At 67.9% G+C, this 24,560-nt stretch carries 24 protein-coding genes; 13 read left to right on the forward strand and 11 right to left on the reverse strand.

Annotated elements, in window-relative coordinates:
• The first annotated feature begins 136 nt into the window (after positions 1-136).
• Positions 137-1,813 carry a chitinase gene (locus EV647_RS13040; protein WP_134002496.1) on the forward strand — a complete coding sequence of 559 codons (1,677 nt, stop codon included), beginning with the start codon at positions 137-139 and terminating at the stop codon, positions 1,811-1,813.
• A gap of 14 nt (positions 1,814-1,827) precedes the next feature.
• Positions 1,828-2,730, forward strand: a complete 903-nt coding sequence (locus tag EV647_RS13045; protein ID WP_134002498.1) for a LuxR family transcriptional regulator — start codon at positions 1,828-1,830, stop codon at positions 2,728-2,730.
• 2 nt (positions 2,731-2,732) lie between these two features.
• Here the strand turns inward: EV647_RS13045 and EV647_RS13050 are convergent, their stop codons facing one another.
• Together EV647_RS13050 and EV647_RS13055 are read right to left on the reverse strand one after the other, a co-directional pair.
• Entirely contained in the window at positions 2,733-3,182 is a 450-nt protein-coding gene (locus tag EV647_RS13050; RefSeq protein WP_134002500.1) for an aminoacyl-tRNA deacylase, read from the reverse strand.
• Between the two features lie 4 nt (positions 3,183-3,186).
• A complete protein-coding gene (locus tag EV647_RS13055; protein WP_134002502.1) occupies positions 3,187-4,398 on the reverse strand; it encodes an MFS transporter in 1,212 nt (403 codons plus the stop codon).
• Positions 4,399-4,469: 71 nt separating this feature from the next.
• Here EV647_RS13055 and EV647_RS13060 point away from each other — a divergent pair, with 71 nt between their 5' ends.
• Both EV647_RS13060 and EV647_RS13065 read left to right on the forward strand, forming a co-directional pair.
• The gene (locus tag EV647_RS13060; RefSeq protein ID WP_134002504.1) at positions 4,470-5,357 is read left to right on the forward strand and encodes a LysR family transcriptional regulator; all 888 of its coding nucleotides are present in this window, start codon (positions 4,470-4,472) and stop codon (positions 5,355-5,357) included.
• A gap of 88 nt (positions 5,358-5,445) precedes the next feature.
• Positions 5,446-6,213 (forward strand): hypothetical protein, encoded by a 768-nt coding sequence (locus EV647_RS13065; protein WP_238175438.1) that lies wholly within the window; start codon positions 5,446-5,448, stop codon positions 6,211-6,213.
• A gap of 47 nt (positions 6,214-6,260) precedes the next feature.
• Here the strand turns inward: EV647_RS13065 and EV647_RS13070 are convergent, their stop codons facing one another.
• Together EV647_RS13070 and EV647_RS13075 are read right to left on the reverse strand one after the other, a co-directional pair.
• Positions 6,261-7,802, reverse strand: coding sequence for a cellulose binding domain-containing protein (locus EV647_RS13070; RefSeq protein ID WP_134002506.1), 1,542 nt, complete (start codon positions 7,800-7,802; stop codon positions 6,261-6,263).
• 28 nt (positions 7,803-7,830) lie between these two features.
• Positions 7,831-9,534, reverse strand: a complete 1,704-nt coding sequence (locus tag EV647_RS13075) for a glycosyl hydrolase family 18 protein (protein ID WP_134002508.1) — start codon at positions 9,532-9,534, stop codon at positions 7,831-7,833.
• 235 nt (positions 9,535-9,769) lie between these two features.
• Here EV647_RS13075 and ssd point away from each other — a divergent pair, with 235 nt between their 5' ends.
• From ssd to EV647_RS13115, 9 genes are all read left to right on the forward strand, one after another.
• On the forward strand, positions 9,770-10,813 hold the full coding sequence (gene ssd, locus EV647_RS13080) for a septum site-determining protein Ssd (RefSeq protein ID WP_238177180.1): 1,044 nt from the start codon (positions 9,770-9,772) through the stop codon (positions 10,811-10,813).
• Between the two features lie 26 nt (positions 10,814-10,839).
• Positions 10,840-12,018 carry a TadA family conjugal transfer-associated ATPase gene (locus EV647_RS13085; RefSeq protein WP_134002512.1) on the forward strand — a complete coding sequence of 393 codons (1,179 nt, stop codon included), beginning with the start codon at positions 10,840-10,842 and terminating at the stop codon, positions 12,016-12,018.
• Positions 12,015-12,812 carry a type II secretion system F family protein gene (locus tag EV647_RS13090; protein ID WP_134002514.1) on the forward strand — a complete coding sequence of 266 codons (798 nt, stop codon included), beginning with the start codon at positions 12,015-12,017 and terminating at the stop codon, positions 12,810-12,812. The genes EV647_RS13085 and EV647_RS13090 overlap by 4 nt, the downstream gene beginning before the upstream one ends.
• Positions 12,813-13,101: 289 nt before the next feature.
• On the forward strand, positions 13,102-13,671 hold the full coding sequence (locus tag EV647_RS13095) for a type II secretion system F family protein (RefSeq protein WP_238177181.1): 570 nt from the start codon (positions 13,102-13,104) through the stop codon (positions 13,669-13,671).
• A gap of 112 nt (positions 13,672-13,783) precedes the next feature.
• Entirely contained in the window at positions 13,784-14,149 is a 366-nt protein-coding gene (locus EV647_RS13100; protein ID WP_134002516.1) for a DUF4244 domain-containing protein, read from the forward strand.
• A gap of 301 nt (positions 14,150-14,450) precedes the next feature.
• A complete protein-coding gene (locus tag EV647_RS43370) occupies positions 14,451-15,026 on the forward strand; it encodes a TadE family type IV pilus minor pilin (RefSeq protein ID WP_255517902.1) in 576 nt (191 codons plus the stop codon).
• The gene (locus EV647_RS43685) at positions 15,023-15,496 is read left to right on the forward strand and encodes a pilus assembly protein TadG-related protein (protein WP_370342983.1); all 474 of its coding nucleotides are present in this window, start codon (positions 15,023-15,025) and stop codon (positions 15,494-15,496) included. The genes EV647_RS43370 and EV647_RS43685 overlap by 4 nt, the downstream gene beginning before the upstream one ends.
• A gap of 186 nt (positions 15,497-15,682) precedes the next feature.
• Positions 15,683-16,303 carry a response regulator transcription factor gene (locus EV647_RS13110; RefSeq protein ID WP_134002520.1) on the forward strand — a complete coding sequence of 207 codons (621 nt, stop codon included), beginning with the start codon at positions 15,683-15,685 and terminating at the stop codon, positions 16,301-16,303.
• Positions 16,304-16,373: 70 nt separating this feature from the next.
• Positions 16,374-16,790: an NYN domain-containing protein gene (locus EV647_RS13115; protein WP_134002522.1), complete on the forward strand. Its 417-nt coding sequence runs from the start codon at positions 16,374-16,376 to the stop codon at positions 16,788-16,790.
• Between the two features lie 96 nt (positions 16,791-16,886).
• On the opposite strand, the gene EV647_RS13120 is transcribed toward EV647_RS13115, so the two are convergent.
• The 7 genes from EV647_RS13120 to EV647_RS42520 form a co-directional block, all read right to left on the reverse strand.
• The gene (locus EV647_RS13120; protein ID WP_134002524.1) at positions 16,887-18,134 is read right to left on the reverse strand and encodes a CehA/McbA family metallohydrolase; all 1,248 of its coding nucleotides are present in this window, start codon (positions 18,132-18,134) and stop codon (positions 16,887-16,889) included.
• 57 nt (positions 18,135-18,191) lie between these two features.
• Positions 18,192-19,292, reverse strand: coding sequence for an ABC transporter ATP-binding protein (locus EV647_RS13125; RefSeq protein WP_134002526.1), 1,101 nt, complete (start codon positions 19,290-19,292; stop codon positions 18,192-18,194).
• On the reverse strand, positions 19,292-20,113 hold the full coding sequence (locus tag EV647_RS13130) for a carbohydrate ABC transporter permease (protein ID WP_133786476.1): 822 nt from the start codon (positions 20,111-20,113) through the stop codon (positions 19,292-19,294). The genes EV647_RS13125 and EV647_RS13130 overlap by 1 nt, the downstream gene beginning before the upstream one ends.
• On the reverse strand, positions 20,110-21,045 hold the full coding sequence (locus EV647_RS13135) for a carbohydrate ABC transporter permease (protein ID WP_134002528.1): 936 nt from the start codon (positions 21,043-21,045) through the stop codon (positions 20,110-20,112). The genes EV647_RS13130 and EV647_RS13135 overlap by 4 nt, the downstream gene beginning before the upstream one ends.
• The gene (locus EV647_RS13140; RefSeq protein ID WP_134002530.1) at positions 21,045-22,472 is read right to left on the reverse strand and encodes an extracellular solute-binding protein; all 1,428 of its coding nucleotides are present in this window, start codon (positions 22,470-22,472) and stop codon (positions 21,045-21,047) included. The genes EV647_RS13135 and EV647_RS13140 overlap by 1 nt, the downstream gene beginning before the upstream one ends.
• A 532-nt stretch (positions 22,473-23,004) precedes the next feature.
• On the reverse strand, positions 23,005-23,772 hold the full coding sequence (locus EV647_RS13145) for a ricin-type beta-trefoil lectin domain protein (RefSeq protein WP_238177182.1): 768 nt from the start codon (positions 23,770-23,772) through the stop codon (positions 23,005-23,007).
• A 331-nt stretch (positions 23,773-24,103) separates the two neighbouring features.
• A complete protein-coding gene (locus tag EV647_RS42520; RefSeq protein ID WP_202876154.1) occupies positions 24,104-24,538 on the reverse strand; it encodes a hypothetical protein in 435 nt (144 codons plus the stop codon).
• Positions 24,539-24,560 lie beyond the last annotated feature (22 nt).

Genomic DNA, 24,560 nt, shown 5'->3' on the forward strand with positions numbered 1-24,560 from the left:
ACCCCCCCGCCGGGGGCCGTCGCCTTTCTCCGATCAGCCAAGTAAGCGTAAAGATTCTCGCTTTTCTGCGCGTGGGAGCGTTCTCACTTTATGCAGGGTCTTGACAATGTAATTGAGCAGTCACAGGTTGTAAGGCATGAAACCGCCTGCACACCGCCCCCAGGCAGCGGTCGTCATCAGCCTGCTCGTCGTGATCATGGCCTTCCTGGTCCCCGGCTCCGCCTCCGCGGCCGCCAATCTCGTCACCAACGCCGGCTTCGAGTCCGGCACGCTTTCCGGCTGGTCATGCCCGGCCGGCGGCGTCACGACCTCCGCGCCGCACTCCGGTTCGTACGCCCTCGAGGCGACGCCGAGTGGGAGTGACATCGCCCGGTGTTCCCAGTCGATAGCGGTCCAGCCCAATACGGCGTACACGCTGTCGGCGTGGGTGAAGGGGTCGAACGTCTACCTCGGTGTGGAGGGTGGTCCCTCGACGTGGACCACGAGTTCCGGGTGGAGTCAGCTGACCGTGCCGTTCACCACGGGTGCCTCGTCTTCCGTGACGATCTACGTCCACAGTTGGTACGCGCTCCCGGCGTACCAGGTTGACGACGTCGTGCTGGACGGACCTGGCGGGACGCAGGACACCACGCCGCCGTCGACCCCGGGTGGTCTGGCGGTCGGCAGCCCGACCTCGAGCTCGCTGAAGCTGACCTGGTCCACCGCGTCCGACGCGAACGGCATCGACCACTACGACGTCGTCCGAGGGGCTGGGGCCGCGCAGAGCGTCGGCAACGTGACCAGCTGGACCGCTACCGGGCTTACTGCGTCGACGACCTACTCGTTCAAGGTCCGGGCGTGCGACCCCAGCGGCAACTGCTCGCCGTACGGCGCGGCCGTGTCGGGCACCACGTCCGACGGCGGCACCAACCCACCGGTCGGCAGCCTGCCCGCCCACGTGCTCACCGGGTACTGGCAGAACTTCAACAACGGTGCGACGGTGCAGAAGATCTCCGACGTGCCGGCGGCGTACGACCTGATCGCGGTGGCCTTCGCGGACGCCGACGCGTCGAAGCCGGGCGGCATCACGTTCAACCTGGACAGCGCCGGGCTCGGCGGATACACGGTCGCGCAGTTCAAGGCGGACATCGCGGCGAAGCAGGCGGCCGGTAAGAAGGTCATCCTGTCCGTCGGCGGTCAGAACGGCACCATCTCGGTCGCCGACCCGACAGCAGCGTCCAACTTCGCGTCGAGCGCTCTCTCGGTGCTGCGTGAGTATGGGTTCGACGGGATCGACATCGACCTGGAGAACGGGGTCAACGCGCAGTACATGGGTCAGGCGCTGCGGAGCCTGCAGAGCCAGTTCGGCAGCGGGCTGGTGATCACCATGGCGCCACAGACGATCGACATGCAGAGCACGTCGTTCGAGTACTTCAAGCTCGCGCTGGCGATCAAGGACATCCTGACCATCGTCAACGTGCAGTACTACAACTCGGGCTCGATGAACGGCTGTGACGGCCAGGTGTACTCGCAGGGCTCGGTCGACTTCATCACCGCCCAGGCCTGCATCATGCTGCAGGGTGGCCTGCGTCCCGACCAGGTCGGGCTCGGCCTGCCGGCGTCGTCGCGAGCGGCCGGGAGCGGATACGTGTCGCCGACTGTGGTCAACAACGCGCTGGACTGCCTGGCCAAGGGCACCGGGTGCGGCAACTACAAGCCGAGCACTCCGTGGCCGTCGCTGCGCGGTGCGATGACCTGGTCGACCAACTGGGACGCGTCGAACGGCAACCAGTTCGCGACCCAGGTCGGCGGCCACGTGCACGCCTTACCCTGATCGCGCGCCTGATCATGCACAGCTATCGACCGGCTCCGCTGCTGGAGGCGCTCGGTGTCTGCTCGGAGGACGAGCAGCTCTACCGGGCGCTTCTGGCCCGCCCGGAGTCCACAGCGACCTCTCTGGCCTTGTCAGTCGACTGGCCGGCCAACCGAGTCGGCCGGCATCTCAGGTCACTACTGTCCCTCGGCCTTGCGTCCCGGACACCAGGCCGGCCCGCCCGCTACGTGCCGGCCGTACCAGACGCCGCGGTCGAGCTGCTCGCGCTGCGGAAGCAGGCAGCGATCGTGGAGGCCCGGCTGGGTGCTGCGGCGCTGACAGCCGAGTTCAGACAGCCGGACGCGTTCACGGTCATCCGTGGCGCCGAGGCGATCGCCCAGCGGTTCTACCAGGCGCAGCAGTGCGCACAGGACGAAGTACTCGTGCTGGACCGGTTGCCGTACGCCTTGTTCGCCGCCCGTGGTGTGACCTACCGGACGATCTACGACATGGCGTCACTGTCCGAGCCTGGCGATCTGGTGGCGGCTCGAGCGTCGGGCTGTTGCCGGATGCTGCGCGACGTACCGCTGAAACTGGTCATCCTCGACCGCCGTACGGCGCTCCTCCCGACCGGGCCGGATGTCGTCGTAGAACTAGGACCGTCGAGCCTCCTGGACGCCCTACTGCGCCTGTTCGACCTGCTGTGGCGACAAGCCAGTCCGCTGACTCCCTCCGTGTCCGAAGGCCCACTCACGCCGGACGACCAGCAGCTCCTGTCCCTGGCTGCCGCCGGACTGACAGACCAAGCCATCGCCCGGCGTCTGGGTGTGGCCCAACGGACTGTAGAACGTCGAATGCAGCGCATCCTCAAAGCCCTGGACGCCACCACCCGCTTCCAAGCCGGCCTCCGCGCGGGCCAGCAGGGCCTGCTTGTCTAGCTTTAGTCGGTTACGTCCGCCACGGTGGCGCTCAGGGCCTTCGTCAGGGCCTCGGCGTCCACCGTGATCCCCACCCCATGGTCACCGCCGCCGATCGAGATGGTGCCGGTGATCCGCTCGTCCGCGATCACCGGCCAGGCGTGGGTGCTTCCGAGCGGCGTGATCGTCCCGCGGACGTAGCCGGTGACGGCGAACGCCGTGTCCTTGTCCGGCATCGAGATCCGGTTCACGCCGAGCAGTGTCCGCAGCTTCGGCCACGCGATCTCGCGGTCGCCCGGCACCAGGACGAACCGGTAGTCGTCGTCGGACAGCCGCACCACGATCGTCTTGATCAGCCGCGCCGGCTCGATGCCGCGCGCCGCAGCGGCCTCCTCCAGCGAGTTCACCCGGCCGTGCCTGGTCACCTCGTAGGTGAGCCCCAACTGATCAGCCGCATCGGTCGCTTTGGTCACCCACTTAGTTTTGCACCCGGCTGGGAACGTTCTTCAGCAGCAGCGCGAGCACCAGCGTCACGAGGAACAATGCTCCGGCCTCGGCCGCCACCCCAGTCCACTCGGCGCGGCTCCACGCCGTACCTGCAAGGCCGCCGAAGACCGAGGAGCCCAGGTAGAACGCGAAAAGGTACATGCTCGACGCCTGTCCGGTCCCGACGCCGCTCGCATGCGCCCGGGCCGGCACCCAGCCGCTGGCGACCCCGTGCACCGCGAAGAAGCCCGCGGTCATCACAGCCAGCCCCAGCACGATCAACGGCAGCGGAGCCGCAAGCGTGATCGCTACGCCGGCCAGTGTGATCAGGCACCCGACCGGCACCACGGCTCGCCGACCGTACCGATCGGCGAGCGTCCCAGCCGTCGCCGACCCGGCTGACCCGAGGAGATAGACACAGAAGACCAGCCCGGCTGCTCCGGCGCTCAGCTCGTACGGCGAACCGGACAGGCGGAAGACCGCTCCGTTGTAGACAGCCACGAACGCGCCCACCGCCGTCGCAGCGATCCCGTACAGCGCGAGCAGCGCCGGGTCACGCAGTACGCGGAACAGGTCGTGTGGTCGCGCGGCGCTCGGGTGGAAGTTCCTTGACGCGGGCAGCAACAGCCAGACGACAGCCGCGCACAGTACGCCGACCGTAGCGATCCCGGCGGTCGCGAACCGCCACCCGCCGAGGTCCGACAACCCGCCTGCGATGAGGCGGCCCGCCATACCGCCAACCGCCGTACCCGCGATGTAGAGGCCGCTGGCGCGCGCGTGGCTGTCCTGGTGCACCTCCTCGCGCAGGTACGCCATTGCGACCGCAGGCAGCCCGGCCATCGCGATTCCCTGCAGACCGCGCAGCGCGAGCAGCAGGTGCCACGTCGGCGCGAACGCGCTGAGCAGCGCGAACACCGACGTCGCAGCGACCGACCAGCGCATCAGATTGGTCCGGCCGAGCGCCTCGGACGCCGGACCGGCGATCAGCAACGCCAGACCTAGACCGAACGTCGCGAACGACACGCTGAACGCGCTCTGGCTGGGCGAGACGTGAAACGCATCGACCAGCTGGGGCAGCAGCGGCTGTGTGCTGTAGAGGAGAGCGAACGTCGCCAGCCCAGCCGCGAACAGCGCGACGGACAACTTGCGGTACTCGGGGTCTCCGGGCAAGTAGCCGGTCTGGCGGGCGACGGACTGGTGCATGTCTTCGACGGTCGCACGGCTGGAGCGATACGTAAAATGTCGATCTCAGCAGAAATCGATACGCTTATCGCATGCACGTCGAGGATCTGCGGTGGTTCGTCGTACTCGCCGAGACCGAGCACCTCACCGAGGCGGCGGCCGCCCTGGGGACGAGTCAGCCGAATCTGTCCCGGTCGCTGCAGCGGGTCGAGCGGGCGTTCGGGGTGCCGCTGTTCGAGCGGGAGCGTCGCGGCGTACGGCTGAATCCGTACGGCCGGCTGGTTCTGGATGCGGCGCGAGCAGGGACTGCGGCCGTGGATACGGCGAAGCGCCGGATCGACGCGTTGCTCGACCCGGAGTCCGGCACGGTGCGACTCGCGTTCCTGCACTCGGTCGCCACCAGCCTGATGCCGGACCTGCTGAAGGCTTTCCGGGCGGTGGCACCGAACATCGGGTTCGCGCTGCGGCAGGAGCCCGCGCACGACATCGTCCAGGACCTGGAGAGCGGTGAGGCCGAGATCGCGATCATCGCGCCGCGGCCGGACCCGGCGCGCTTCGGTTGGCACCTGCTCGAGCGGCAGCGGCTGTATCTCCACGTGCCGCCCGGTCACGCGCTCGCCTCCCGGCGCCGGGTCGAGCTGGAGTCGGCCCGGGATGAGGCGTTCGTCGGTCTGCAGCCCGGGTTCGGCTTCCGGCGGGTGACGGACCGGTTGTGCGAGGAGGCGGGGTTCAGTCCGCGGCTGGCGTTCGAGGCGACCGACCTCGCGACGATCGACAGCCTGGTCGGTGCCGGTCTCGGTGTGGCGATCCTTCCGGCCGGTGCGGTCCGTGGGAACGACAGCGGCGCGGTATCCGTTCCGTTGGCCGGCGTACGGGCCCGGCGGGAGATCGGTATGGCGTGGCGGCTGAGCATGCCGCTGACGCCCGCGGCCGAGCGGTTCCGAACGTTTGTCAGATCGCGCCCGGTAACGACCAGCTGACCGCATTCGCCGCGACTTCCGTAGCGTTCGTCCCAATTTCGCGGTGTCGACTTGCACAGAGAGGGCTTTCCCCCGCACCCTTGCCCTCGTGAGGAAGCGTCTGGGTTCGTTCCGGCCGAGTCGCCGGCTGTTGTTCGCAGCCGGGACCGCGGCGGCTGCGTCGACGGTCGCCGCCGCCACCGCGGCGGAGGCGGTCCCAGGTTCCCCGGCGGCCGGACTGCTTTCCCTCGGCGCCTACGGCTCCGGCGTGCTCGGTGCCTGGGAGCGCCAGGCACGGGCGATCTCGAACGAGCAGCAGATCCGCAAGGCCCGGGAGACCGACGGGGTCTTCATGTTCGGCGACAGCATCGGCGTCCAGGACGGACCGGCGCTCGCCCGGCAGCTGACCCAGCTCGGGATCAACATCGCCGTCCACAACTGGGCCGGGCGGCCGGTGACCCCCGCGGTCGACGCTCTCGACCTCTGGGCGCAGCAGTACGGACTGCCGCACCGGATCGTGATGTCGGTCGGGTCCAACGACATCTTCATGCCGCCGGCCGTCGAGGCCCAGGTCGACCGGACCATGAGGATCGTCGGCGAGGAGCGGATCGTCTACTGGGTCAACGTGCAGGCGGCCCGCACCGCCCACGGCCCCGACATCAAGGTCGCGGACCAGCGCAACAGCGCCTGGATCAACCTGCAGCTCGCCGACGCCCAGCGTCGCTACGACAACCTGCGGATCGTGCGCTGGGCCGAGCACCTGGCGTCCAGCCCCAACCGCCTGGCCCGCCTGCTCCGCGACGGCCTGCACCCGTCGGTCCCGCTCGGGCAGAACGCCCGCAACGGCCTGATCATCGAAGCGATCAAGGCCGGCTGAGTGCGGCGCTGACGCCGCACCCAGCCGTCTTGTTCAGCAGTTCCCGCTCAGAAGCCCGCTGTGATGCGGGTGAAGTCCCAGTCGGCCTGGGCGATGCCGCTGCAGTTGGACACCACGCCGCCGCCGGCGCAGCCGCGGTCACGGTTGACCGACCAGAACGCCAGCCGGCTGAGCCCGTTGCTCTTCGCCCAGTTGGTGATGTTCTGCCAGGTCGCGGTCGTGGTCATCTCCTGCTGGTCGGACAGACCGTTCATACCGGAGATGCCCTGGTGCGCGTACGCCTCCGCCGTGGACCAGCCGAAGGTGGCCTTCAGCTTGTTGTTCAGGCCCTGCGACGCGCCGACCGTGTCGTTGTAGATGTTCGAGCTGCCGAAGTCGAACGGCATCAGCGTGAACACGTCGATGTTCGCGCCGAGTTCCTTCGACCGGTCGATCAGCCGGTTGCCGTAGTACGTCGGACCGGTCGTCGACGTACCGAACGTGACGACGGTCCGGATCCCCGGGTTGTTCTGCTTGACGATCTTCAGCGCGTTCAGGATGCGGTCCTGGACGGCCTCGTTCTCGAACTCGTCGGAGTTCTCGATGTCGATGTCGATCGCCTTCAGGCTGTAGGCGTTGATGACCTGCTGGTACGCGCCGGCCAGCGCCTCGGGGGTGCTGCAGTTCGGGCCGAGCTTGTTACCGCTCCAGCCGCCGAACGACGGCACGATGTCGCCACCGGCCGCGCGGATCTGGGCGATCGCGTTGGCGTCGGCACTGCCCTGCAGCGGGCGGCTGCCGTCCCAGGCCGGGTTGCAGCCGCCGGACGACAGGACGAACGCCATGGTGAACCACTTGATACCCGTCGCGTTCATCACGGTCGCCGGGTTCGGCGGGTCACCCCAGCCCATGTACAGGTACGGCGCGGCCTGCTTGGTGCCCGTATTGCCGCCACCGGCGCCGGTCTTGACGGAGATGGTGCTGCTCTTCGCGCCTTCTCCGGCGCTGTTCGACGCACTCACCTGGTAGCTGTACGTCGTGTTCGCGGCGAGTCCGGAGTCCGTGTACGACGTGCTGCTCGGGCTGCCGACCTTCGTGCCGTTCCGGTAGACGTTGTAGCTGGTCGCACCGGACGCGGCCGACCACGTGAGGCTCACCGACGACGCGGACGACGTACCGGAGAGACCTGTGGGTGCACCGGGGACGGTGCCGCCACCGCCGCCTGAGCACGAGCCGCCGTTCAAGCGGCACGCGGCCAGGCCGGGGAAGTTGCCCGGGCTGCCGTTGAAGCCGAAGGTGACAGTCGCGCCAGGAGCCAGTGGGCCGGCCCAGCTCGGCGGTGTGAACGTGTGCGTCTGTCCGCTGCTGGTGTGGGTTGCGTCCCACGTAGAGCTGACGGTGTAGCCGGACGGGAAGTCCAGCGCGACCGACCAGGTGCTGAGAGAACTGGTGGTGCCGTTGGTGACGGTCACCTTGCCCTCGAAGCCGGTGCCCCAGTCGGACACTTTGGTGAAGCTGGCAGTGACACCTGCCGCGTTGGCTGCCTGTGCGGTCAGCAGGGCGACAACAACGGCCGTGACGGCCGCTATCGCCAAGGTGATGCGTTTCATGATGCTCCGATCAGTGGGCGGTACGTGATCAGACCCGGCCCCAGAGTGCGGGGACGTTCGGCGGCTCCCAGCCGACCAGGGACGTGTGGCCCTGGATGCACTTGTAGGTGACGCCGTCGTAGCTCACGAGCGCACCGGTCGCGTACGTCGTGTTCGGGGCCCACGGGGTGGCCGTGCCGGGCGGTGTGGTCGGCGGCGTCGTCGGGGGAGTCGTGGGCGGTGTGGTGGGCGGTGTGGTGGGTGGTGTGGTGGGTGGGCCGCTGCATCCGGCCGTGCCGGCGTTGACGGAGTCGACCACGTTGTTGAAGAGGGTGACCCCCGGGTCCAGCGCCTCGAGCGAGTACATCATCGCGCCGGCCAGCCCGTTGCAGTGCTGGTAGTCGGCCTTCGCCTTGATCGACTGGGCGTTGTCACCGGACCAGAACGTGCCGTTGCTGTAGAACCAGGACGACTTGGTGGTGTCGTCGAAGTGCGTGGCGGACGGGTTGTCCACGAAGCCGGTGAGTTCCTTGTAGAACGAGACACCCGGCACGTTCCCGCTCAGCGCGTGTCCATCGGCCGCCCCGGTCGCGGTCTGGTACTTGCCGTTGTCAGTGGCCGGAACACCCTTCCATCCCCTGTAGTAGAAGGGATATCCGATACTGAGCTTGTTCGCCGGGAACCCGCCCGGGATGCCGTACGCCGAGTCGCCAGTTGTCCACGCCTTCACCGCGGAGTCGACGGAGTACTTGCCCTGACCCGGTGGGATCGGGTTGCTCGGATCGTTCGGCGCCGTGTAAAGCGGGTCCTGGAAGTTCGTCGGCCCGGTGGCCTCCCAGCCGCCGTGCATGTCGTACGTCATCACGTTGTTGTAGTCGAGGTACTGTCCGATCTTGTCGGTCTCGATCGTGGCGATCTTGTCCTGTCCGGCCGGGGTCGCGGCAGTCAGGTAGTACTTCTTTCCGGTCTGCCCGCCGTACGCGTCCAGCTGTGCGCGGAACTCGGCCAGCAGCAGTGTGAAGTTGTGCTTGTCGGCGGCGCTGTAGTGGTTGCCGACGTGACCGTTGGGCGAGCCCGGGTACTCCCAGTCGAGGTCGACACCATCGAAGATGCCGGCCGCCGTACCGGGGCCGCCGAAGCCGTCGATCACCGGCAGGTCGCCCTTGAGGAACATGTTCACGCAGGAGCTGACGAAGGCCTTGCGCTTGGCGTCGGTGGAGGCGGCGTCGGAGAAGTACTTCGAGTACGTCCAGCCGCCGATCGAGATCAGGATCTTCAGGTTCGGCACCTTCGCCTTCAGCTTCTTGAGCTGGTTGAAGTTGCCCTGGATCGGCTGGTTCCAGACGTCGCCGACCCCGTCGACGCTGATGTCCGCGCCGTACGACTTGCCGTAGTCGGCGAACGCGTCCCCGGCGCCGTCGCCGGCGTTCGGGTTGTTCTCGTCCTGCGACGCGGCCTTGTTGGCCATGAAGCAGGTGTGGTTGACCGGATCGATGTTGGCGAACGCGTAGTTCAGGAAGTCCAGCTTCGCGCCGGCTCCGGTGGTGATCAGGTTCTTGGGATAGAAGGCGTTGGCGTAGATCCCCCACTGGGTGAAGTACGCCGTCTTGACGCCGCCGCTGGTCGCCTGTGGCGCCGCGACGGCTGCGTTGGCCGTGGTGGCGTCCGAGCTCGCGAGGGAGACGCCGGCGGCGGTGATCAGGGCGGTGGCCGCGACACTGGCTGTGGCGGCGAGCATGCGCAATCGACTCATCTGTTCCTCCGGAGCGATGGGGCGGAAGCGGTCCGGTGAAATTTAGTTAAAGACGCTTCGAAAGGAACCGTAACTGTTCCCGGCGGGTTGGTCGCGGGCTCGTCGTGGCGGGTTCCCGCTGCTGACGGAAACCCGACAGCGCTTTGTCCACAGGCATCCGGTCGCGTTCCCGGAAGCGGCCCGGCAACGGCATGTTCTTGGTATGGACACGAACTCACCAAGCTCATCGGTGCTGATGGCAACTACCAACGAAGCTCTGCTCGACGACCTGCTCCGGCTGGCCGCGGCCGCATCCGTGACGCCCCTCGTCGAGCTCGATCTGCTCAACCTGCGGCGCCACTGGCATGCCTGTTCACTGGTCGTTCTCGGCCGCGACCTGGCGGAGCCGCTGGCGCGCGTACAACCCGCGCACCGGCCAGGTGTGGTCGTGGTCGGTTCGACGTCGGACGGCGACGATCTCTACCGGTGTGCCTTCGACGTCGGCGCCGATGCCGTCTGCCGACTACCCGACGACGAGCCGCTGCTCGCCGGCAAGCTTGCGGATGCCCTGGACGGTGTCGACCGATCTGCCGTCACCCTGGCGTTCGTCGGCGGCTGCGGGGGAGCAGGGTCGACCACGCTCGCCGCCGCGGTGGCCGTTGTCGGCAATCGGCGCGGGTTCCGCACGATGCTGATCGACGGCGACCCGCTCGGAGGCGGCATCGAGCTTGCCCTCGGCATCGAGCACGACCCCGGTGACCGGTGGCCGAAGCTCCTGAACGCCTCCGGCCGAGTCAGCGCCGTCGCTCTGCGCTCCGCACTACCTTCCGTCGACGGATTGTCGGTCCTGTCCTGGGATCAGTCCGATGTCACCGTCCTGCCGCCGGACACGATGAGCTCGGTGATCGGCGCAGCTCAACGCAGCGCCGACCTGGTCGTCCTCGACCTCCCGCGCCGCGCGGACCCCGCCGTAGAAGAGGGCTTCATCCGCTCCACAGCGACCCTTCTGGTCGTACCGTGCGATGTCCGCTCGGTCGCAGCCGCCAAACGCCTCTCCGGCCCTCTCCGAGCGGTCGCCGGCGACCTCCGCGTAGTGGTCCGAGACTCCCGCGCAGGCCTCGCCCCTGCCGACGTCGCCGCCCACCTCTCCTTGCCCCTAGCAACAAAGCTCGGCCACGACAAAACCCTCCCCGTCGCCATGGATCAAGGCCATTTCTCCCTGAATCCGCGAAGCCCTCTCACCCGAACCGCCACCACCCTTCTGGACCTCTTCCCCCCACCTCACCCAACGCCCACCTAGCCCAATCTGAGAAGAGAGGTGCCCGCATGCCTAACACCGTCGTACCTGCAGGCCTTCTGGACCGCGTCCGCAGCACCCTCGCACTCACCGGCGCCGAGCCAACCCCAGTGCACGTAGCAGCAGCTCTCCGCGCCGACGGCACCATCTGCGGCGACGCCATGGTCCTCGCAGTAGTCACGGCCCTGCGTAGAGAAGCCCTAGGAGCCGGCCCACTCGACAGCCTGCTCGCCGAGCCGGGCGTCACCGACATCCTGGTCAACGGCCCCGACGAGGTCTACATCGACCGTGGCCGCGGCCTCGAGTTCGTCGCGATCCGCACCGGAGACGAATCGGCCATCCGCCGCCTCGCCACCCGCCTCGCCGCTGCGGCCGGCCGCCGCCTCGACGACTCGACCCCGTACGTCGACGTCCGCCTCGCCGACGGCACCCGCTTTCACGCCGTCCTGGCCCCGATCGCCGCCCCAGGCACCTGCCTGTCCCTGCGCGTTCCGTCCCGCAAGGTCTTCACCCTCGACGACCTGGTAGCCGCCGGCGCCCTCCCGCAAGCAGGCGCTGCGATCCTCCAAGACCTCCTCGACTCCCGCCTCGCCTTCCTCATCAGCGGCGGCACCGGCACTGGCAAGACCACCCTCCTCAATTCCCTGCTCTCATTGGCAAATCCCGCCGAACGCCTGGTCCTGGTAGAAGACGCCAACGAGCTCCGCCCGGATCACCCACACGTGGTCCGCCTCGAAGCCCGCCCACCCAACATCGAGGGCAGCGGCGAGATCTCCCTCCGAGACCTCGTCCGCCAAGCCCTCCGCATGCGCCCCGACCGCTTGGTCGTAGGCGAGGTCCGGGGCCCCGAAGTAGTAGATCTCCTGACCGCACTGAACACCGGCCATGAAGGCGGCTGCGGCACCATCCACGCGAACTCCGCCTCGGACGTACCCGCCCGCTTGGAAGCCCTAGGTGCCCTCGCTGGTCTGTCCCAATCCGCCGTCCAAAGCCAAGCAGCATCCGCACTACACGCCGTCATCCACCTGACCCGAACCCCCACCGGCCACCGCCGAATCACCGAAATCCATACCCTCAGCAAACCCCCGAACGGCCCTCTGACCACCCACCCCGCAGTCACCTTCCACCCCGACAACACCCTCACCCTCCACCCTCCATCCCGCCTCTTCACCACCCCCGCTCAGGCAACCCCCGCAGGTGCCGCATGAACCCAGCTGCCCTCGCTGCCCTCCTAACCTTCCTCACCTGCACCTTCGCCCGCCCACCCCGATCTGCAGGCCTCCACCGACTGACTCCCGCCGCCCGCACACGACGAGCCCACCTCAGATCACCCAACTCCCGGATCTGGCTCCTGGCCCCACCAACGGCATTAGCCACCGCCCTCCTCGGCCCCCAAGCGCTCGTCACCGCCCTGGCCGCAGCAGCCGTCGTCGCCTTGATCGCCCACCAACGAGCCCGCCACCAAAACCAGAAGTCAATCGCAACCCGCCGAGCCAACATCATCGAAGCCCTCGACGTACTCTCCGCCGACCTCACCGCCGGCCGCCCACCCATCGCCGCACTGGAAGGCGCCGCGTCCATCAGCCCCGACTTCGAACTGCCCTACGCCGCAGCCAAGCTCGGTGCCGACGTCCCCGCCGCGCTCACCCGGGCCGCCGCCAAACCCGGCGCGACGAGCCTCCGGGCCCTGGCCGCAGCCTGGCGCGTCACCGAAGAATCCGGCGCCGCCTTCGCCACCCTCACCGAACGCCTGGCCGACTACCTCCGAGCCGACGAGGCAATCCACCGCCAAACCGAATCCAGCCTCGCGGGCGCCCGCTCCACGGCCCGAATCCTGGCCGTCCTCCCGGCTTTCGGCATAGCGCTCGGCTACCTCCTGGGGGCCGACCCCATCACGTTCCTAACCACCACCCCACCGGGCTGGGTCTGCCTAGCCGCTGGCCTCGCCCTCACGGCAACAGGCCTCCACTGGACCACCCAAATAGCCACCCCTCAAACCTGAAGCCCACCCTTCGCACCTACCCACCGCCGGTGCAGACCACCGCGCCCACGCACCGCGCCCACGCACCGCGCCCAGGCACCGCGCCCACTCACCCACTGCACGCACCTCACCGCGCGTTCACCCGCACCCCACGAGACTCCGCATGCTCCACGCACTGACCGCAGCCGCAGCTGTTGCCCTAAGCACCTATTTCCTCATCCCACCCCGACCCAACCTCCGCCGGCTGACCCCACCGCAACCTCGCGTCCGCCGCCACTCCCCGCGATCCCACCGGCTAGCCGCAACAGCCGTGGCACTCTCCGCCCTCGCACTCATCGGCCTCCCCTGGGGCCTCATCCCAGCCGCGATCGCGTATTACTCCATCCCCCGAGCCCTGTCCCGCCTCGAACCAGCCACCACCAAACAGCGCAACGCCCGCATAGCCCGCGACCTCCCCCTCGCGATCGATCTCGTGACCGCCTGCCTCCGAGCCGGCCGCCCACCCCAACACGCCCTGACCCTCGTAGCCGAAGCCCTCCCCGGCCCACTAGCCGACGTCTTCACCAAAATCGCCCACCACCTGGCGCTAGGAGCCGATCCCACCACCGCCTGGGCGCACCTACGCACCGAACCCGCCTGCGCCCCTATCGCCCGAGCCATCACCCGCTCACTCCGCTCCGGAGCCCCACTCACCAAAACCCTCGAACACCTCGCGGACGAAACCCGCCGAGCCCACCATCACACCGCCGACCAACAAGCCCGAGCCGCAGAATCCCGAGCCACCCTGCCCCTGGGCCTGTGCTTCCTCCCCGCGTTCGTACTCCTCTCGATCGTCCCAACAATCGCCGACGCCCTGATCCCCTACCTCCTCCACCCCTAACAGCCCGCCCCTTGTCCACAGCCCAGAACTCCTTTGAAAAAAGGCGATCCAACAACGGCATGTTTACGGACAAGCCCCCGCAGCACCCCCAGCCCACCCCGCAGGAGCCCAAATGCCCAAGGCAGCAGCCACCAGCAACCGTCCACTCCTGACCGAAGCCTCCTCGCACCCCGTCCCATATCCCCACAACCAACTCGAGTCCCGCACCCCTGACACCACCAGCCGTGTACGTCGCTCGCGCCTCACCCCCTTCCGCGCTACGAACATTCGCCGCCTTTGTGGCAAAGGCATCAACCGCCTCCGCAACCGCGCAGAACGGGGGGCCGTAACCGCCGAGTACGCGATCATGATCGTCGGCGCCTGCGCCATCGGCGGCGTTCTGGTCGCCCTCCTCAGATCCCCCGCCATGCAGAACGCCCTCAAAGCGATCATCAACTACGGCCTGAAGATCGCCGGCGTAGAAGGCGTACACCTCTGACCCCAAGCCCCCAAAGCCAGCAGGTCAATCAACCCTGACGAGCCGGCAACCCTCGATCCGGCGGCCGGCCGATGCCCCCTCCCCGGCCGGCCGCCACCCCAAGGACCCCCATGCCCACCGCCCAGACTCGCCCACCCATGCGCTCCCGCATCACAAACAACGACCTGCAACTCAAGCCGACCGCTGCACCCGCGCCGGCCACCCGACCCGAGCTGGCCACACCCGACCCGACCCGGCGACCCCCACGATCCGGCAGCCGGCCGATGCCCCTCCCCGGCCGGCCGCCACCCCAAGGACCCCCATGCCCCACCGCGCAGACTCGCCCACCCCACGCGCCCCAACCTCACAAACAACCACCACGCCCCAAGCCAACCACCCAACCCGAGCCAACCACCCAACCCGAGCCAACCACCCAACCCGAGCCAACCACCTGACCCGAGCCAACCACGTGACCCGATCCGGCCACGTGACCCGAGCCGACCACCCAAGCCGAGCCGACCACCCAAGCCGCGCCCGCCGCGCGGCCCGAGCCGAGCGTGGGGCTGTTACGGCTGAGATGGCTTTGGCGCTTCCGGTGCTGGTTTCTCTGCTGCTGTTGGGGATGTGGTCGATCGGTCTCGTCGTGCTGAACATCCGGTGCATAGATGCTGCCCGCGATGTGGCCCGGGCAGTCGCCCGCGGGGAGTCGCTCGATCAGGCGAAGGCGATCGGTCGCCGCACCGTCCCCACAGGCACGATCGTCATCAACCGCGACGCATCAGACATCCAAGTGACCGTCACTGCCACTCCAGCCCACAAGCCACCCCTCCTAGCCTTCCTGTCTCCCACAAGTCTCAAAGCGACCGCCACCCTCCAAGCGGAGCCGGACACACCATGACCCGTACCGAACGAGGCAGCGCCACCCTCCACACCCTCTTCGCAGCCGTACTCCTCTTCACCGCCTTCACCGCAGCAATCCTCTGGTCGGCAATCTCCACCGCCCACCACAAACTCGCCACCGCAGCAGACCTAACCGCCCTAAGCGCCGCCCAATCCCTCAGTGCCGCCCAATCCTCAAGCATCGCTCAGCGCCTAAGTACCGCTCAGCGCCCAAGCACCGCTCAGTTCCCTGGGACCGCTCGGTCCGTCGGCTCCTTCGGTCAGCTCGAACATGACGAGCAGCCTGCGGGCATCGCGCCGCCTGCAACACCCTGTGCGACAGCGGCGCGGGTCGCTGTGCTCAACAAGGTGCGGCTTACTGCGTGCGTTGTCGCTTCCGACGCAGTAACCGTTGAAGTCTCACTCCAGCTTGATCTGCGGCTGACGCGTCCAACTCTGACCGCGGCGGCCCGTGCCGGGCCGCTATAACTTCGCCGCGTCAACCACTCGTTGCGTGCTCGGTTCTGGTGTGATCGCGATCTGGTCGCAATCTGGTAGAGATGCCGCGTTGATGTGGACGACGTACGGGAGGGCGCTCCATGATCGGGAACCGAGTACTGCTCATGTTCCCGGACGTACTTCCCCGGCGCCCGGACGGTTACCTCGGAGGCTCGTTTGCCCAACCGGATTCGGCTGCTGCTGGTCGACGACCAGATCCTCAGCCGAGGCTTGCTCCGCAGCGGTCTGGAGCGTGAGCGCGATCTGGAGATCGTTGCCGAGCTCAACCGATCTGACGATGTCGTCGGTGCGGCCAAACGGCACCGTGCGAACGTCGCGCTGGTCGATGCGGGCGGTCCGGGCAGCGACAGCATCACCGTGACGACCAGGTTGCGTACGTCGATGCCGGAGTGCCGGGTCGTGATGCTCACGACGTACGGGCGGCCGGTGCACCTGCGTCGCGGGCTCGATGCCGGGGCGAAAGGGTTCGCGTTGAAGAGCAGTCCGGCGCCGCAGCTGGCGGATGCGGTACGGCGGGTGCACCTCGGTCTGCGCGTGGTCGACGCGAACCTCGCAGCCGAGACTCTCAGGTACTCCGAGACTCCGCTGAACGCGGACGAGACCGACACGCTGCGCGCGGCACGCGATGGTGGATCGGTCGCGGTCATGGCGCAGGAACTCGATGTGTCGGAGCGCGTCGTCCGTACCCGGCTCTGGTCGGCTATCGGTAAGACCGGCGCGCACACCCGTTCCGACGCCGTCGAGATCGCGGAACGAAACGGCTGGCTTCTCGACTAGCTGCCTGCATGCAGCCGGGTAGCGAAAGGGTTCTGCTCAGGTGGTCTGCGGGGAGGTGCAGACTGGGGCCGTGGATGGTGGGCGGAGTCGGGTCGTCGTTGTTGATGCCGCGAACGTGGTTGGGTCACGGCCGGATGGGTGGTGGCGGGATCGGGTTGGCGCGGCTCGGCGGTTGTTGACGCGGCTGGCGGCGTTGCAGGAGCGGTTGCCTGACACGGATGTGGTCGTGGTGCTGGAAGGCGCTGCTTGCCGGGCGGTGTCGGGGGACGGTGCGCCGGAGACCGGTCGTGTTCGGGTGGTGCTGGCGTCAGGGTCCGGTGACGACACCATCGTGAGCGTGACTGCGGAGGTTGCCGCGCAGTCGCATCATCCGGCGGTCACTGTGGTCACCGCGGACCGCGAGCTCAGGCAACGAGTCGAAACCACCGGCGCGACGACCACCGGCCCTCGCTGGCTCCTGGACCAGCTGGACGCCCTGCCTGAATAGGCACCTCGACCATCGTCGAGGCCGGCAGCGGCTCGGTGAAGTACAGCGCCCGGACCTCCCCGCAGACCGTTGGATCGCGTGCGTCGGGCGGTGGCGTTAGGTGCAGGTGGAGAGGAGTTTCCCGGTGTGGGTTATGAGGAGGTGGGGGCCGGGCGTGGCGGGGAGGCGGGCCCTGTCGGTGCGGATGGGGTGACGGGTGCCGTCGGGGGAGATGACTAGTGAGTTGGGGGCGTCGAGGGCTATGAGTTCGTCGTCGGCTCGGACCAGGACGGGTGCGGTGTAGGACCAAGACAGGGCGGTACGGCCGGCGGCTAGGGCTTCGAGCGTGGCGGCGGGGAGTTCGTCGGGGCCTTCGGCCGAGGCGTCTACGGCGATCCAGGTAGTGGGAGAGCCGGGTGGCGTGATGGAGGTCGGGTTGTGCCAGTCGCTGCCGCCGATGGGGGTGGTGCCTTCGAGACCCCAGGCCTGCCACCACGCGACGGGGCCGCCCCAGGTGTGGTCCAGCCAGGAGGAGTGCCAGATCTCGGCGAGCGGTGGATGTTCAGGGAGTGGGTGACGCCAGGAGCAGTCGCCGCCGAGTGGGTGGTTGATCGAGAGGAGACCTCCGCGGCGGGCGACCTCCGTGACCCAGGTGGCGGCGGGTTGGCGGAAGTCGATCGGGCCGATGGCGCCGAACGCGTTCGCGTGGCCGGTGTCGGTGGTGACTTCCTGGCCGGGGATGAGGCCGAGGTCGAAGCGTTTGCTGAGCGAGGGAAGCTCGGCGTGGTGGGAGATGGTGTTGTGGTCGGTGACGGCCAGTACGTCGAGGCCGGCCGACACACCGAGTGCGGCGAGGTTGGCGACGGGGGTGGACCCGTCGGAGTGGAGGGAGTGCGCGTGGAAGTCGCCGGCGATCCACTTCAGGCCGGAGGATGCGGGGAGGGTACGGCGCGGTGGTCGCGGGGGTACGGCGATTGCCGCCGAGGTGTCGGCGTACTCGGTGAGACCGGGGATGGTGTCGACCGGGCCGGTGACTGCTTCGACGAGGAGTTCGACGCCTTCGACCGGTACTCGGTGCAGGCCTAGGACGACCCACCAGGTGCCTGGTTCGAGTTCGCCGGGGACGTAACCTGGGGTGGCTGCGTGGGGGGTGATCGCGAAGGTTTGCCGGGCGCCGCCGGACCATCCGCGCCAACCGGCCGCACCTTCGCAGCCGAGGTCGATGACGGCGCCTTCGACGGGCGGAACGGTCAGGGTGACGAGCAGGCCAGGACAATCGCCCGGGATGTCGACGGGCAGAGAATGCCAGACCGACTCGGCGCGGTCGTCGAGTGTCCAGCGCCGACGGTACGACGTGACAGCCATCAGGCGATCTCCCCGCTCACGAACGAGCTCTGAACAGCCATCAGACGATCTCCCTGCTCACGAACGAGCTCTGGCGGTGCTGTCTGCGGAGGTGAGGAGTTCGCCGGTGTCCTGGGTATAGAGGAGGACTCGGGAGGTGGGCGCGGTGAGGACTACCGGGGTGCCGGGGGCAGGCTCGGCTTCCTCGGGAACGGTGACGCCGATGAGGGTGCCGGCGCAGTCGACGCTGACGAGGGACTGGGTGCCGAGGTTTTCGGCGACGACAACCTCGCCGCGGAGCGCGGGGCCGCTGACGTCGCCTGTCGACAGGGTCAGGTACTCGGGACGGATACCGACCGTGACCTCGGCGTCCGCCGGGGTAGAGGAGGTTGTCGCAGGCAACGAACCGCCGGCCACGGTGACGGCGCCGTCGGTGGTGACCTTGCCGGGGAGGAGGTTCATCGGGGTCGAGCCGATGAAGTTCGCCACGAACGTGTTGGCGGGCCGCGCGAACACTTCACGCGGGGAACCCAGCTGCCGGAGCTTGCCCGAGTCCATGACGGCGATGCGGTCGGCCAGCGCGAGAGCCTCGGCTTGGTCATGGGTGACGAAGACCGTGGTGATGCCGAGGTCGCGCTGGAGCTTCTTCAGGAAGGTGCGGGCCTCGAGGCGGAGCCGTGCGTCGAGGTTCGACAGCGGCTCGTCGAGCAGCAGGACCTTTCCTTCGGACGCGATCGCACGAGCGAGGGCGACCCGTTGCTGCTGCCCGCCGGACAGTTGGCCGGGCTTGCGTTCGAGCAGCCCCTGCAAGGACAGTTCGCCCGCAGTGCGCTCAGCCGTCGCGGCACGAGTGGCGGCCGCGACGCGGCGTACCTTCAACGGATAGGTGATGTTCTCGGAGACGCTCATGTGAGGGAAGAGCGCGTAGTCCTGGAACACCATCGCGACGCCGCGCTTGCCCGGCTCGGTGCGGGTCACGTCCGCCGCGTCGATGCGGATGCTGCCCTCGCTCGCGGGCTCCAGGCCGGCGATCGTCCGCAGCAGCGTGGTCTTGCCGCAGCCCGACGGACCGAGGAGGGCGAAGAACTCGCCGTCGGCCACGTGCAGGTCCAGCCCGTCGACGGCGCGGACGCCGTTCGGGTAGACGGTTGCGAGGCCTTCGATGTCGATGCCCGCCATCAGCTCTTGATCCCTCCGTGGAAGCGGAACCCGTAACGCGAGTTCACCAGCAGGTACAGCACGACGACCGGGATCGAGAACAGCAGCGAGAACACCGGCAGCACCTGCAGGTTCACGCTGCCGCCTTCGTCGGTGAGGGTCTGCATCAGCACCGCACCGGGCTGCTTGTCGATCGACCGGATGAGCAGGAAGGGCACCAGGAAGTTGCCCCAGGAGTTGACGAACGCCCAGACCATGATGGTCGCCAGCCCGGGGCGTGCGACCGGGAGTACGACATCGCGCAGGATCTGGCCGGTGGACGCGCCGAAGACCCGCGCCGACTCCTCGTAGGACTTGGGGACCGCGTCGACGAAGTCCTTCAGGATGAAGATGGCCGCCGGCAACAGCCCGCCGGTCATCACCAGCGCGACGCCGAACCGGGAGTCGATCAACCCGAGCTGGAACATCATCACGAAGATCGGCACCATCGCCGCCGTCCCGGTGACGACCGAGGACAGCAGCAGCAACCCGTACAGCAACGCGTCCCGGCCGGGGATGCGGACCCGCGACAAGGCGTACGACGCCAACGCGGCGAACGCGGTGACCGCGACAGCGGTCGTCACGCAGATCAGCAGCGAGTTGACCATCGAGTGCATCGCGTACGGATGGTCGAGCGTCTTCCGGACGTTCTCCAGCGTCCAGTCCGGCCAATGCACTCCGAGGCCCGGCGACGCATCGAACGGCGCCGACGCGATCCACAGCATCGGTACGGCGAAGAACAGCGTGATGGCGCAGATCAGGACGTAGAACCCGATCCGGCGCACGACGTAGCCGGGCCTCATGAGCGCCTCCGGAGCAGCCGCAGATAGACCAGTGAGACCAGGAGGTTCGCGATCAGCAGCAGGAACGAGATCGCCGACGAGTACCCGAGCTCACCGCCCTGCAGCGCCACGTTGTAGATGTAGACCGGCACCGTCTCGGACTCGTGGTTCGGCCCGCCCTTGGTGAGCAGGAACGGCGAGAAGTCGTTCGCCGTCCACAGCGAGATCAGCAGCGTGTTGGTCAGCACATGCCCGCGGATGTGCGGAAACACGATGTCCCGCAGTGTCTGCCACCCCGATGCCCCGACCATCCGCGCCGACTCGAGCTGCGACGGCGGGACGGCCTGCAGCGCCGACGAGTAGAGCATCATCGAGAACGCCGTACCGCGCCATGTGTTGAACACCACCAGACACGCCATCGGGTAGTCGATGAGCCACGCGGTTCCCGGCGTACCCAGGATGCCGTTGAGCGTGCCGCCGTCCCGGTCGTAGAACGCGACCCACAGGTACGCGACCACGGTCGACGGCAGGATCCAGGCCAGCAGTGTGAAGGCCTCGACCGTACGGCGGACCACCGGGCGAGTGCGGCGAAGGACCCACGCCAGTGTGAACCCGAGGATGTTCTGCCCGATGATGGCGGAGCCGAGCACGAACAGCAACGTCAGCCACAACGCGTTGTGGAACAGCGCGTCGTTGAGCGCCTTCGTGTAGTTCGACAACCCCACCACCGACGGCGACACGGCCTCGACGCCGGTCAACCGGTAGTTGGTGATGCCGATGTAGATCGTCCAGATCGCGGGGAAGACCAGGAAGGCGCCGATCAGCAGGAGCGCGGGCGCGACGAAGCCGAAGGCGCGGCCGACGCCGAGTCCCGCGACGTCCCCGGCCGGACCACGGGTACGCCGTGCCGGCTCAGGGGGCCGAGCCGGCACGGGTGCGGAGGCGGAAGTCATCAGTTACTGGTGACCTTGTCCTTGCCGCCGGCCGCGGTCTCGACGACCTTCTGGTACGCCGTCGCGGCGGCGTCGGTGCTCTTGCCGCCGACCACGTCCGCGGTCGCCTGCTGCAGTGCCGCGGAGACCTTCGGGTACTCCGCCCGGCCCGGACGGTACTGCGTGATCGGCAGCACCTTCTCGGCGACGAAGCTCAGCATCGGGTCGCTCTTCAGCACCTCGCTGTTGACGTCCGACCGCTGCGTGATCTTGGCGGCGCCGGCCAGCGACTCCTTGACCATCTCCGCGGAGTTCATGAACTGCAGGAACTCCCAGGCCTGCTGCGGGAACTTGGTGTTCGGGTTGATCACGGTCGCGCCGCCGCCCGACATCGACACGAAGTCCTGGCCCTTCACGCCGGCGCCCGGCTTGCTCGCCGGGATCAGCGCCCACCCGACCGCGGTGTCCCGGTCGGCCATCTTCGCGACGCCGGCCTTGGGTTCGACGACGCTGCGCCAGAAGTAGTCGCTCTCGAGCAGGATGCCGATCTTGTTCGCGGCGAACTCGGCGAACGACTTGTCCCGGCCCTTGGCCTCGCGCTGCAGCACGGGGTCACCGAGACCCGTCGAGTAGACCTGGTGGTAGAAGTCCAGCACCTGGCGCAGTTGCGAGGTGTTGCCCAGCCACTTGCCGTCGGAGTTCACGGTCGCGCCGGTGCCGACCAGCAGCGGCAGTACGCCCTGCATGGTGGTCGCCTCACCCATCGCGGTGCCGGCGTTGATCTGGATCGGCGTCACACCGGAGATCTTCTTGAGCGCCTGACCTGCGGAGATGATGTCGTCCCAGGACTTCGGCTGCCAGTCGGCGGGCAGTCCGGCCTGCTGGAACAGCTTCTTGTTGAAGTACAGGACCCGGCCGTCGGTGCCACCGGGTACGCCGTACCGCTGGCCGTTGTAGCTGCCGAGCGCCTGGACCGACTCCGGGATCTGCTTCCAGCCGTCCCAGTCGTCGACCTTGGCGGCCTCGCCGACGGTGTCGGTGAGCGGCTTGATGTAGTTGGCCTGGGCGAACTCGCCGACCCAGATGCCGTCGATCTGGAACAGGTCCGGTCCGGACTTGTTCGACAGGTCGAGGGAGAGCTTCTGCTTGTAGACCTCGTCGTCGGAGCCGTCGCCCTGGAACTTGACCGTGACGTCGACGCCCTTGCCCTTCTGGTCGGCGACGAACTTCGGGATCAGGACGTCTTGGACGAAGGTTGCCCCGGCGCTGCTCTTGCCGCCCTTGACCGAGTTCGACCCGAAGGTCAGCTCGACCTTCTTGGCGTCGGCGTTCCGGTTCGCGTCCTGGTCGCCGCTGCCGGAGTCGGACGAGCCGAGGCATCCGGTGAGCAGGGCGAGGGCCGCGGCGCCGAGTACGCCGGCGGTGGTCAACCGCGAGAGTGATCGCATCAGGGCTCCTTGCAGAAATGGTCCGGCGACAGTGCCGGTCAAACATTGGCACTCATCCGCGACTATGTGAAGACTTTTTCCCAACCCCGAGGCGAACGTTGTCGGGGCTGTAGGCAACCAACCGTGAACTGTCAAGTCCGGTTCCCGCGTGATGCGTTGCGGAAGAGTTAAAGGATGCTCAAGGTTCTGCGACAACCGGTAATTGTGTAGATACAGAGGGTGAGTAGCCGAGCTACTGTCTAGCCGTTCGATTCAGCGGATCGGAGGTGAATGACGTGTCACTGCTCCATGGAGTCGCTTGCCTTGTCGACGACCTGCTCGGGCATTGCTGGTGCTGGTGGTGACCTTGGCCTGCGCGGTGACGACACCGGGCTCCCGCTGACGCGCAAGCAGCGGGACATCCCGGAACTCATCCCCGAGCGCCGCTTGGCCCCACCGCGAGAGACACCGCGAGAGACAAGGAGTGAAAAACGGCCGGCCCCGACGATGTCGGGGCCGGCCGTCCTCTCGTTGGCCGGTGTTCGAACTCGACTCAGCTCTGGGCCAGCTGCATCATCTGCTTCGGCAATGTCGTCATCTGGGCCGGGATCGGAACCTGTGGCCTGATCAGCGACAACAGGCTGGCGGCCGCGCCCGCGATCGGCAGCGGCAGGGCCAGGCCCAGCGATGCCAGCAGCGCGTTCACGAGGGCCAGCACCGCGCCCAGGATGTCCAGACTCGGGATCGGCAGACCGCTCCAGGCCTGGATCGGCGTGCCGGCAGCGCTCATCGTGCCGGTCGGTTGTGCCTGCTTGGCCTTCCCCTTGCCAAGCAGCGACGTCAGGGCGAGCCCACTGGCCTCGTTCACGAACGTGCCGGTGTCCTCGTCGTAGTTCCACTTCTGCCCGTCGCCGCTACGGCAGGGCAGCACCAGCAGTGGAGCCGAAGCCGGCACCTTGGCCAGGTCCGCGCCGCTGTCCAGGCAGGCTCCGGTCGTCGCAAGGGCGCCACCGACGCTCTTGCTCATTGCGACCTGCAGCTGGCCGGACTCGGTGTAGATCCACTCCTGGGTCTTGCCTTCCTTGCCCGGGGCGCACGCCATCATGACCGCCATCGGGACCTTGTCGGCCGTGACGAACGTCAGGCAGTAGCGCGTGTCGGAGCGCGTGGCGATCTGTTGTGCCACACCCACCGAAACGCCCGGGGCCTTCGAACCACTGGGTTCCGGGTTCGCGGCTTGGGCCGGTACGGCGGTGGCGATGGCCACGCTGACCGCGAGCACCACCACACCGGTGCGGCTGAACAGCTTTCGGATGATCAAGACAACCTCCAGAGGTCGTGCCATCTCGTGGCGTCAGGTCGTCGGGACCCCGTGGCGCGAGCCGGGTTTGCCGGCAGTGACTCAGCGCGACGTTGACGCCACAACCAGTAAGGCACAGGTGTGACCGAGGGGGTTATGCCGATTCCGCGAAACTTGATGCCAATGGCAACTAACTGCCAGGCCAAGTTCGTTGCGCAAGGCATCTACACCGAGCCGTCGGCCCGCTGTGTGGTCGCCGTGCGGAGGCTGTGAGTCGTTCGAGATCTTACGGCAATCCAGTGGGATGCCGGTCATCGTCAGTGCATGGTTGATGCCCTAGGCAACTGAGTGGTCAGTGGTGCTGTTTGGTGTCCTTGGGGTCCGGCGCCAGCTCCTGCTCGGTGGCGAGGCGCTCGTCGGCAGGGGCGTCGCGGGTGCTGCCGGTGCCGGCGGGGAGGTCGGCGGACGCATCACTCTGCGTGATCTCGCCTCCGACCTTGTCACTGGGCGCAGTCGAAGTCACCGCAGGGGTGCCGTTCGTCGCCTGGGCGCGCAGTTCGCGCATCTCCTTGCGGCGGCGCAGGCCTCGCCCGAGGCCCTTCTTCAGCAGCCACAGGGCGACGACGAGGGCGGCGCCGGTGACCGCGCCGAGGAAGAACACGGTCGGCACCGAGACGCCGAAGTCGACGCCGAAGACCTCCAGCTTGGTGGAAGCGCTCGACGAGACCGAGACGCCCAACCCGAACAGCACGACCAGCACGATCAGGACGATTCCGAGAACGGCCATGGCGACCCGCCTATCTGCCGGC

It is taken from the genome of Kribbella sp. VKM Ac-2566 (assembly GCF_004366005.1).
GTDB lineage: Bacteria > Actinomycetota > Actinomycetes > Propionibacteriales > Kribbellaceae > Kribbella > Kribbella pratensis.

Bases quoted from the DNA above. Each gene is read 5' to 3' on its own strand.
- EV647_RS13140 (WP_134002530.1), bottom strand. From the start codon at position 22,472: ATGCGATCACTCTCGCGGTTGACCACCGCCGGCGTACTCGGCGCCGCG.
- EV647_RS13075 (WP_134002508.1), bottom strand. From the start codon at position 9,534: ATGAGTCGATTGCGCATGCTCGCCGCCACAGCCAGTGTCGCGGCCACC.
- EV647_RS13085 (WP_134002512.1), top strand. From the start codon at position 10,840: ATGCCTAACACCGTCGTACCTGCAGGCCTTCTGGACCGCGTCCGCAGC.
- EV647_RS13125 (WP_134002526.1), bottom strand. From the start codon at position 19,292: ATGGCGGGCATCGACATCGAAGGCCTCGCAACCGTCTACCCGAACGGC.
- EV647_RS43685 (WP_370342983.1), top strand. From the start codon at position 15,023: ATGACCCGTACCGAACGAGGCAGCGCCACCCTCCACACCCTCTTCGCA.
- EV647_RS13130 (WP_133786476.1), bottom strand. From the start codon at position 20,113: ATGAGGCCCGGCTACGTCGTGCGCCGGATCGGGTTCTACGTCCTGATC.
- EV647_RS42520 (WP_202876154.1), bottom strand. From the start codon at position 24,538: ATGGCCGTTCTCGGAATCGTCCTGATCGTGCTGGTCGTGCTGTTCGGG.
- EV647_RS13135 (WP_134002528.1), bottom strand. From the start codon at position 21,045: ATGACTTCCGCCTCCGCACCCGTGCCGGCTCGGCCCCCTGAGCCGGCA.
- EV647_RS13055 (WP_134002502.1), bottom strand. From the start codon at position 4,398: ATGCACCAGTCCGTCGCCCGCCAGACCGGCTACTTGCCCGGAGACCCC.
- EV647_RS43370 (WP_255517902.1), top strand. From the start codon at position 14,451: ATGCCCCACCGCGCAGACTCGCCCACCCCACGCGCCCCAACCTCACAA.
- EV647_RS13100 (WP_134002516.1), top strand. From the start codon at position 13,784: ATGCCCAAGGCAGCAGCCACCAGCAACCGTCCACTCCTGACCGAAGCC.
- EV647_RS13120 (WP_134002524.1), bottom strand. From the start codon at position 18,134: ATGGCTGTCACGTCGTACCGTCGGCGCTGGACACTCGACGACCGCGCC.
- EV647_RS13040 (WP_134002496.1), top strand. From the start codon at position 137: ATGAAACCGCCTGCACACCGCCCCCAGGCAGCGGTCGTCATCAGCCTG.
- EV647_RS13060 (WP_134002504.1), top strand. From the start codon at position 4,470: ATGCACGTCGAGGATCTGCGGTGGTTCGTCGTACTCGCCGAGACCGAG.
- EV647_RS13090 (WP_134002514.1), top strand. From the start codon at position 12,015: ATGAACCCAGCTGCCCTCGCTGCCCTCCTAACCTTCCTCACCTGCACC.
- EV647_RS13045 (WP_134002498.1), top strand. From the start codon at position 1,828: ATGCACAGCTATCGACCGGCTCCGCTGCTGGAGGCGCTCGGTGTCTGC.
- ssd (WP_238177180.1), top strand. From the start codon at position 9,770: ATGGCAACTACCAACGAAGCTCTGCTCGACGACCTGCTCCGGCTGGCC.
- EV647_RS13070 (WP_134002506.1), bottom strand. From the start codon at position 7,802: ATGAAACGCATCACCTTGGCGATAGCGGCCGTCACGGCCGTTGTTGTC.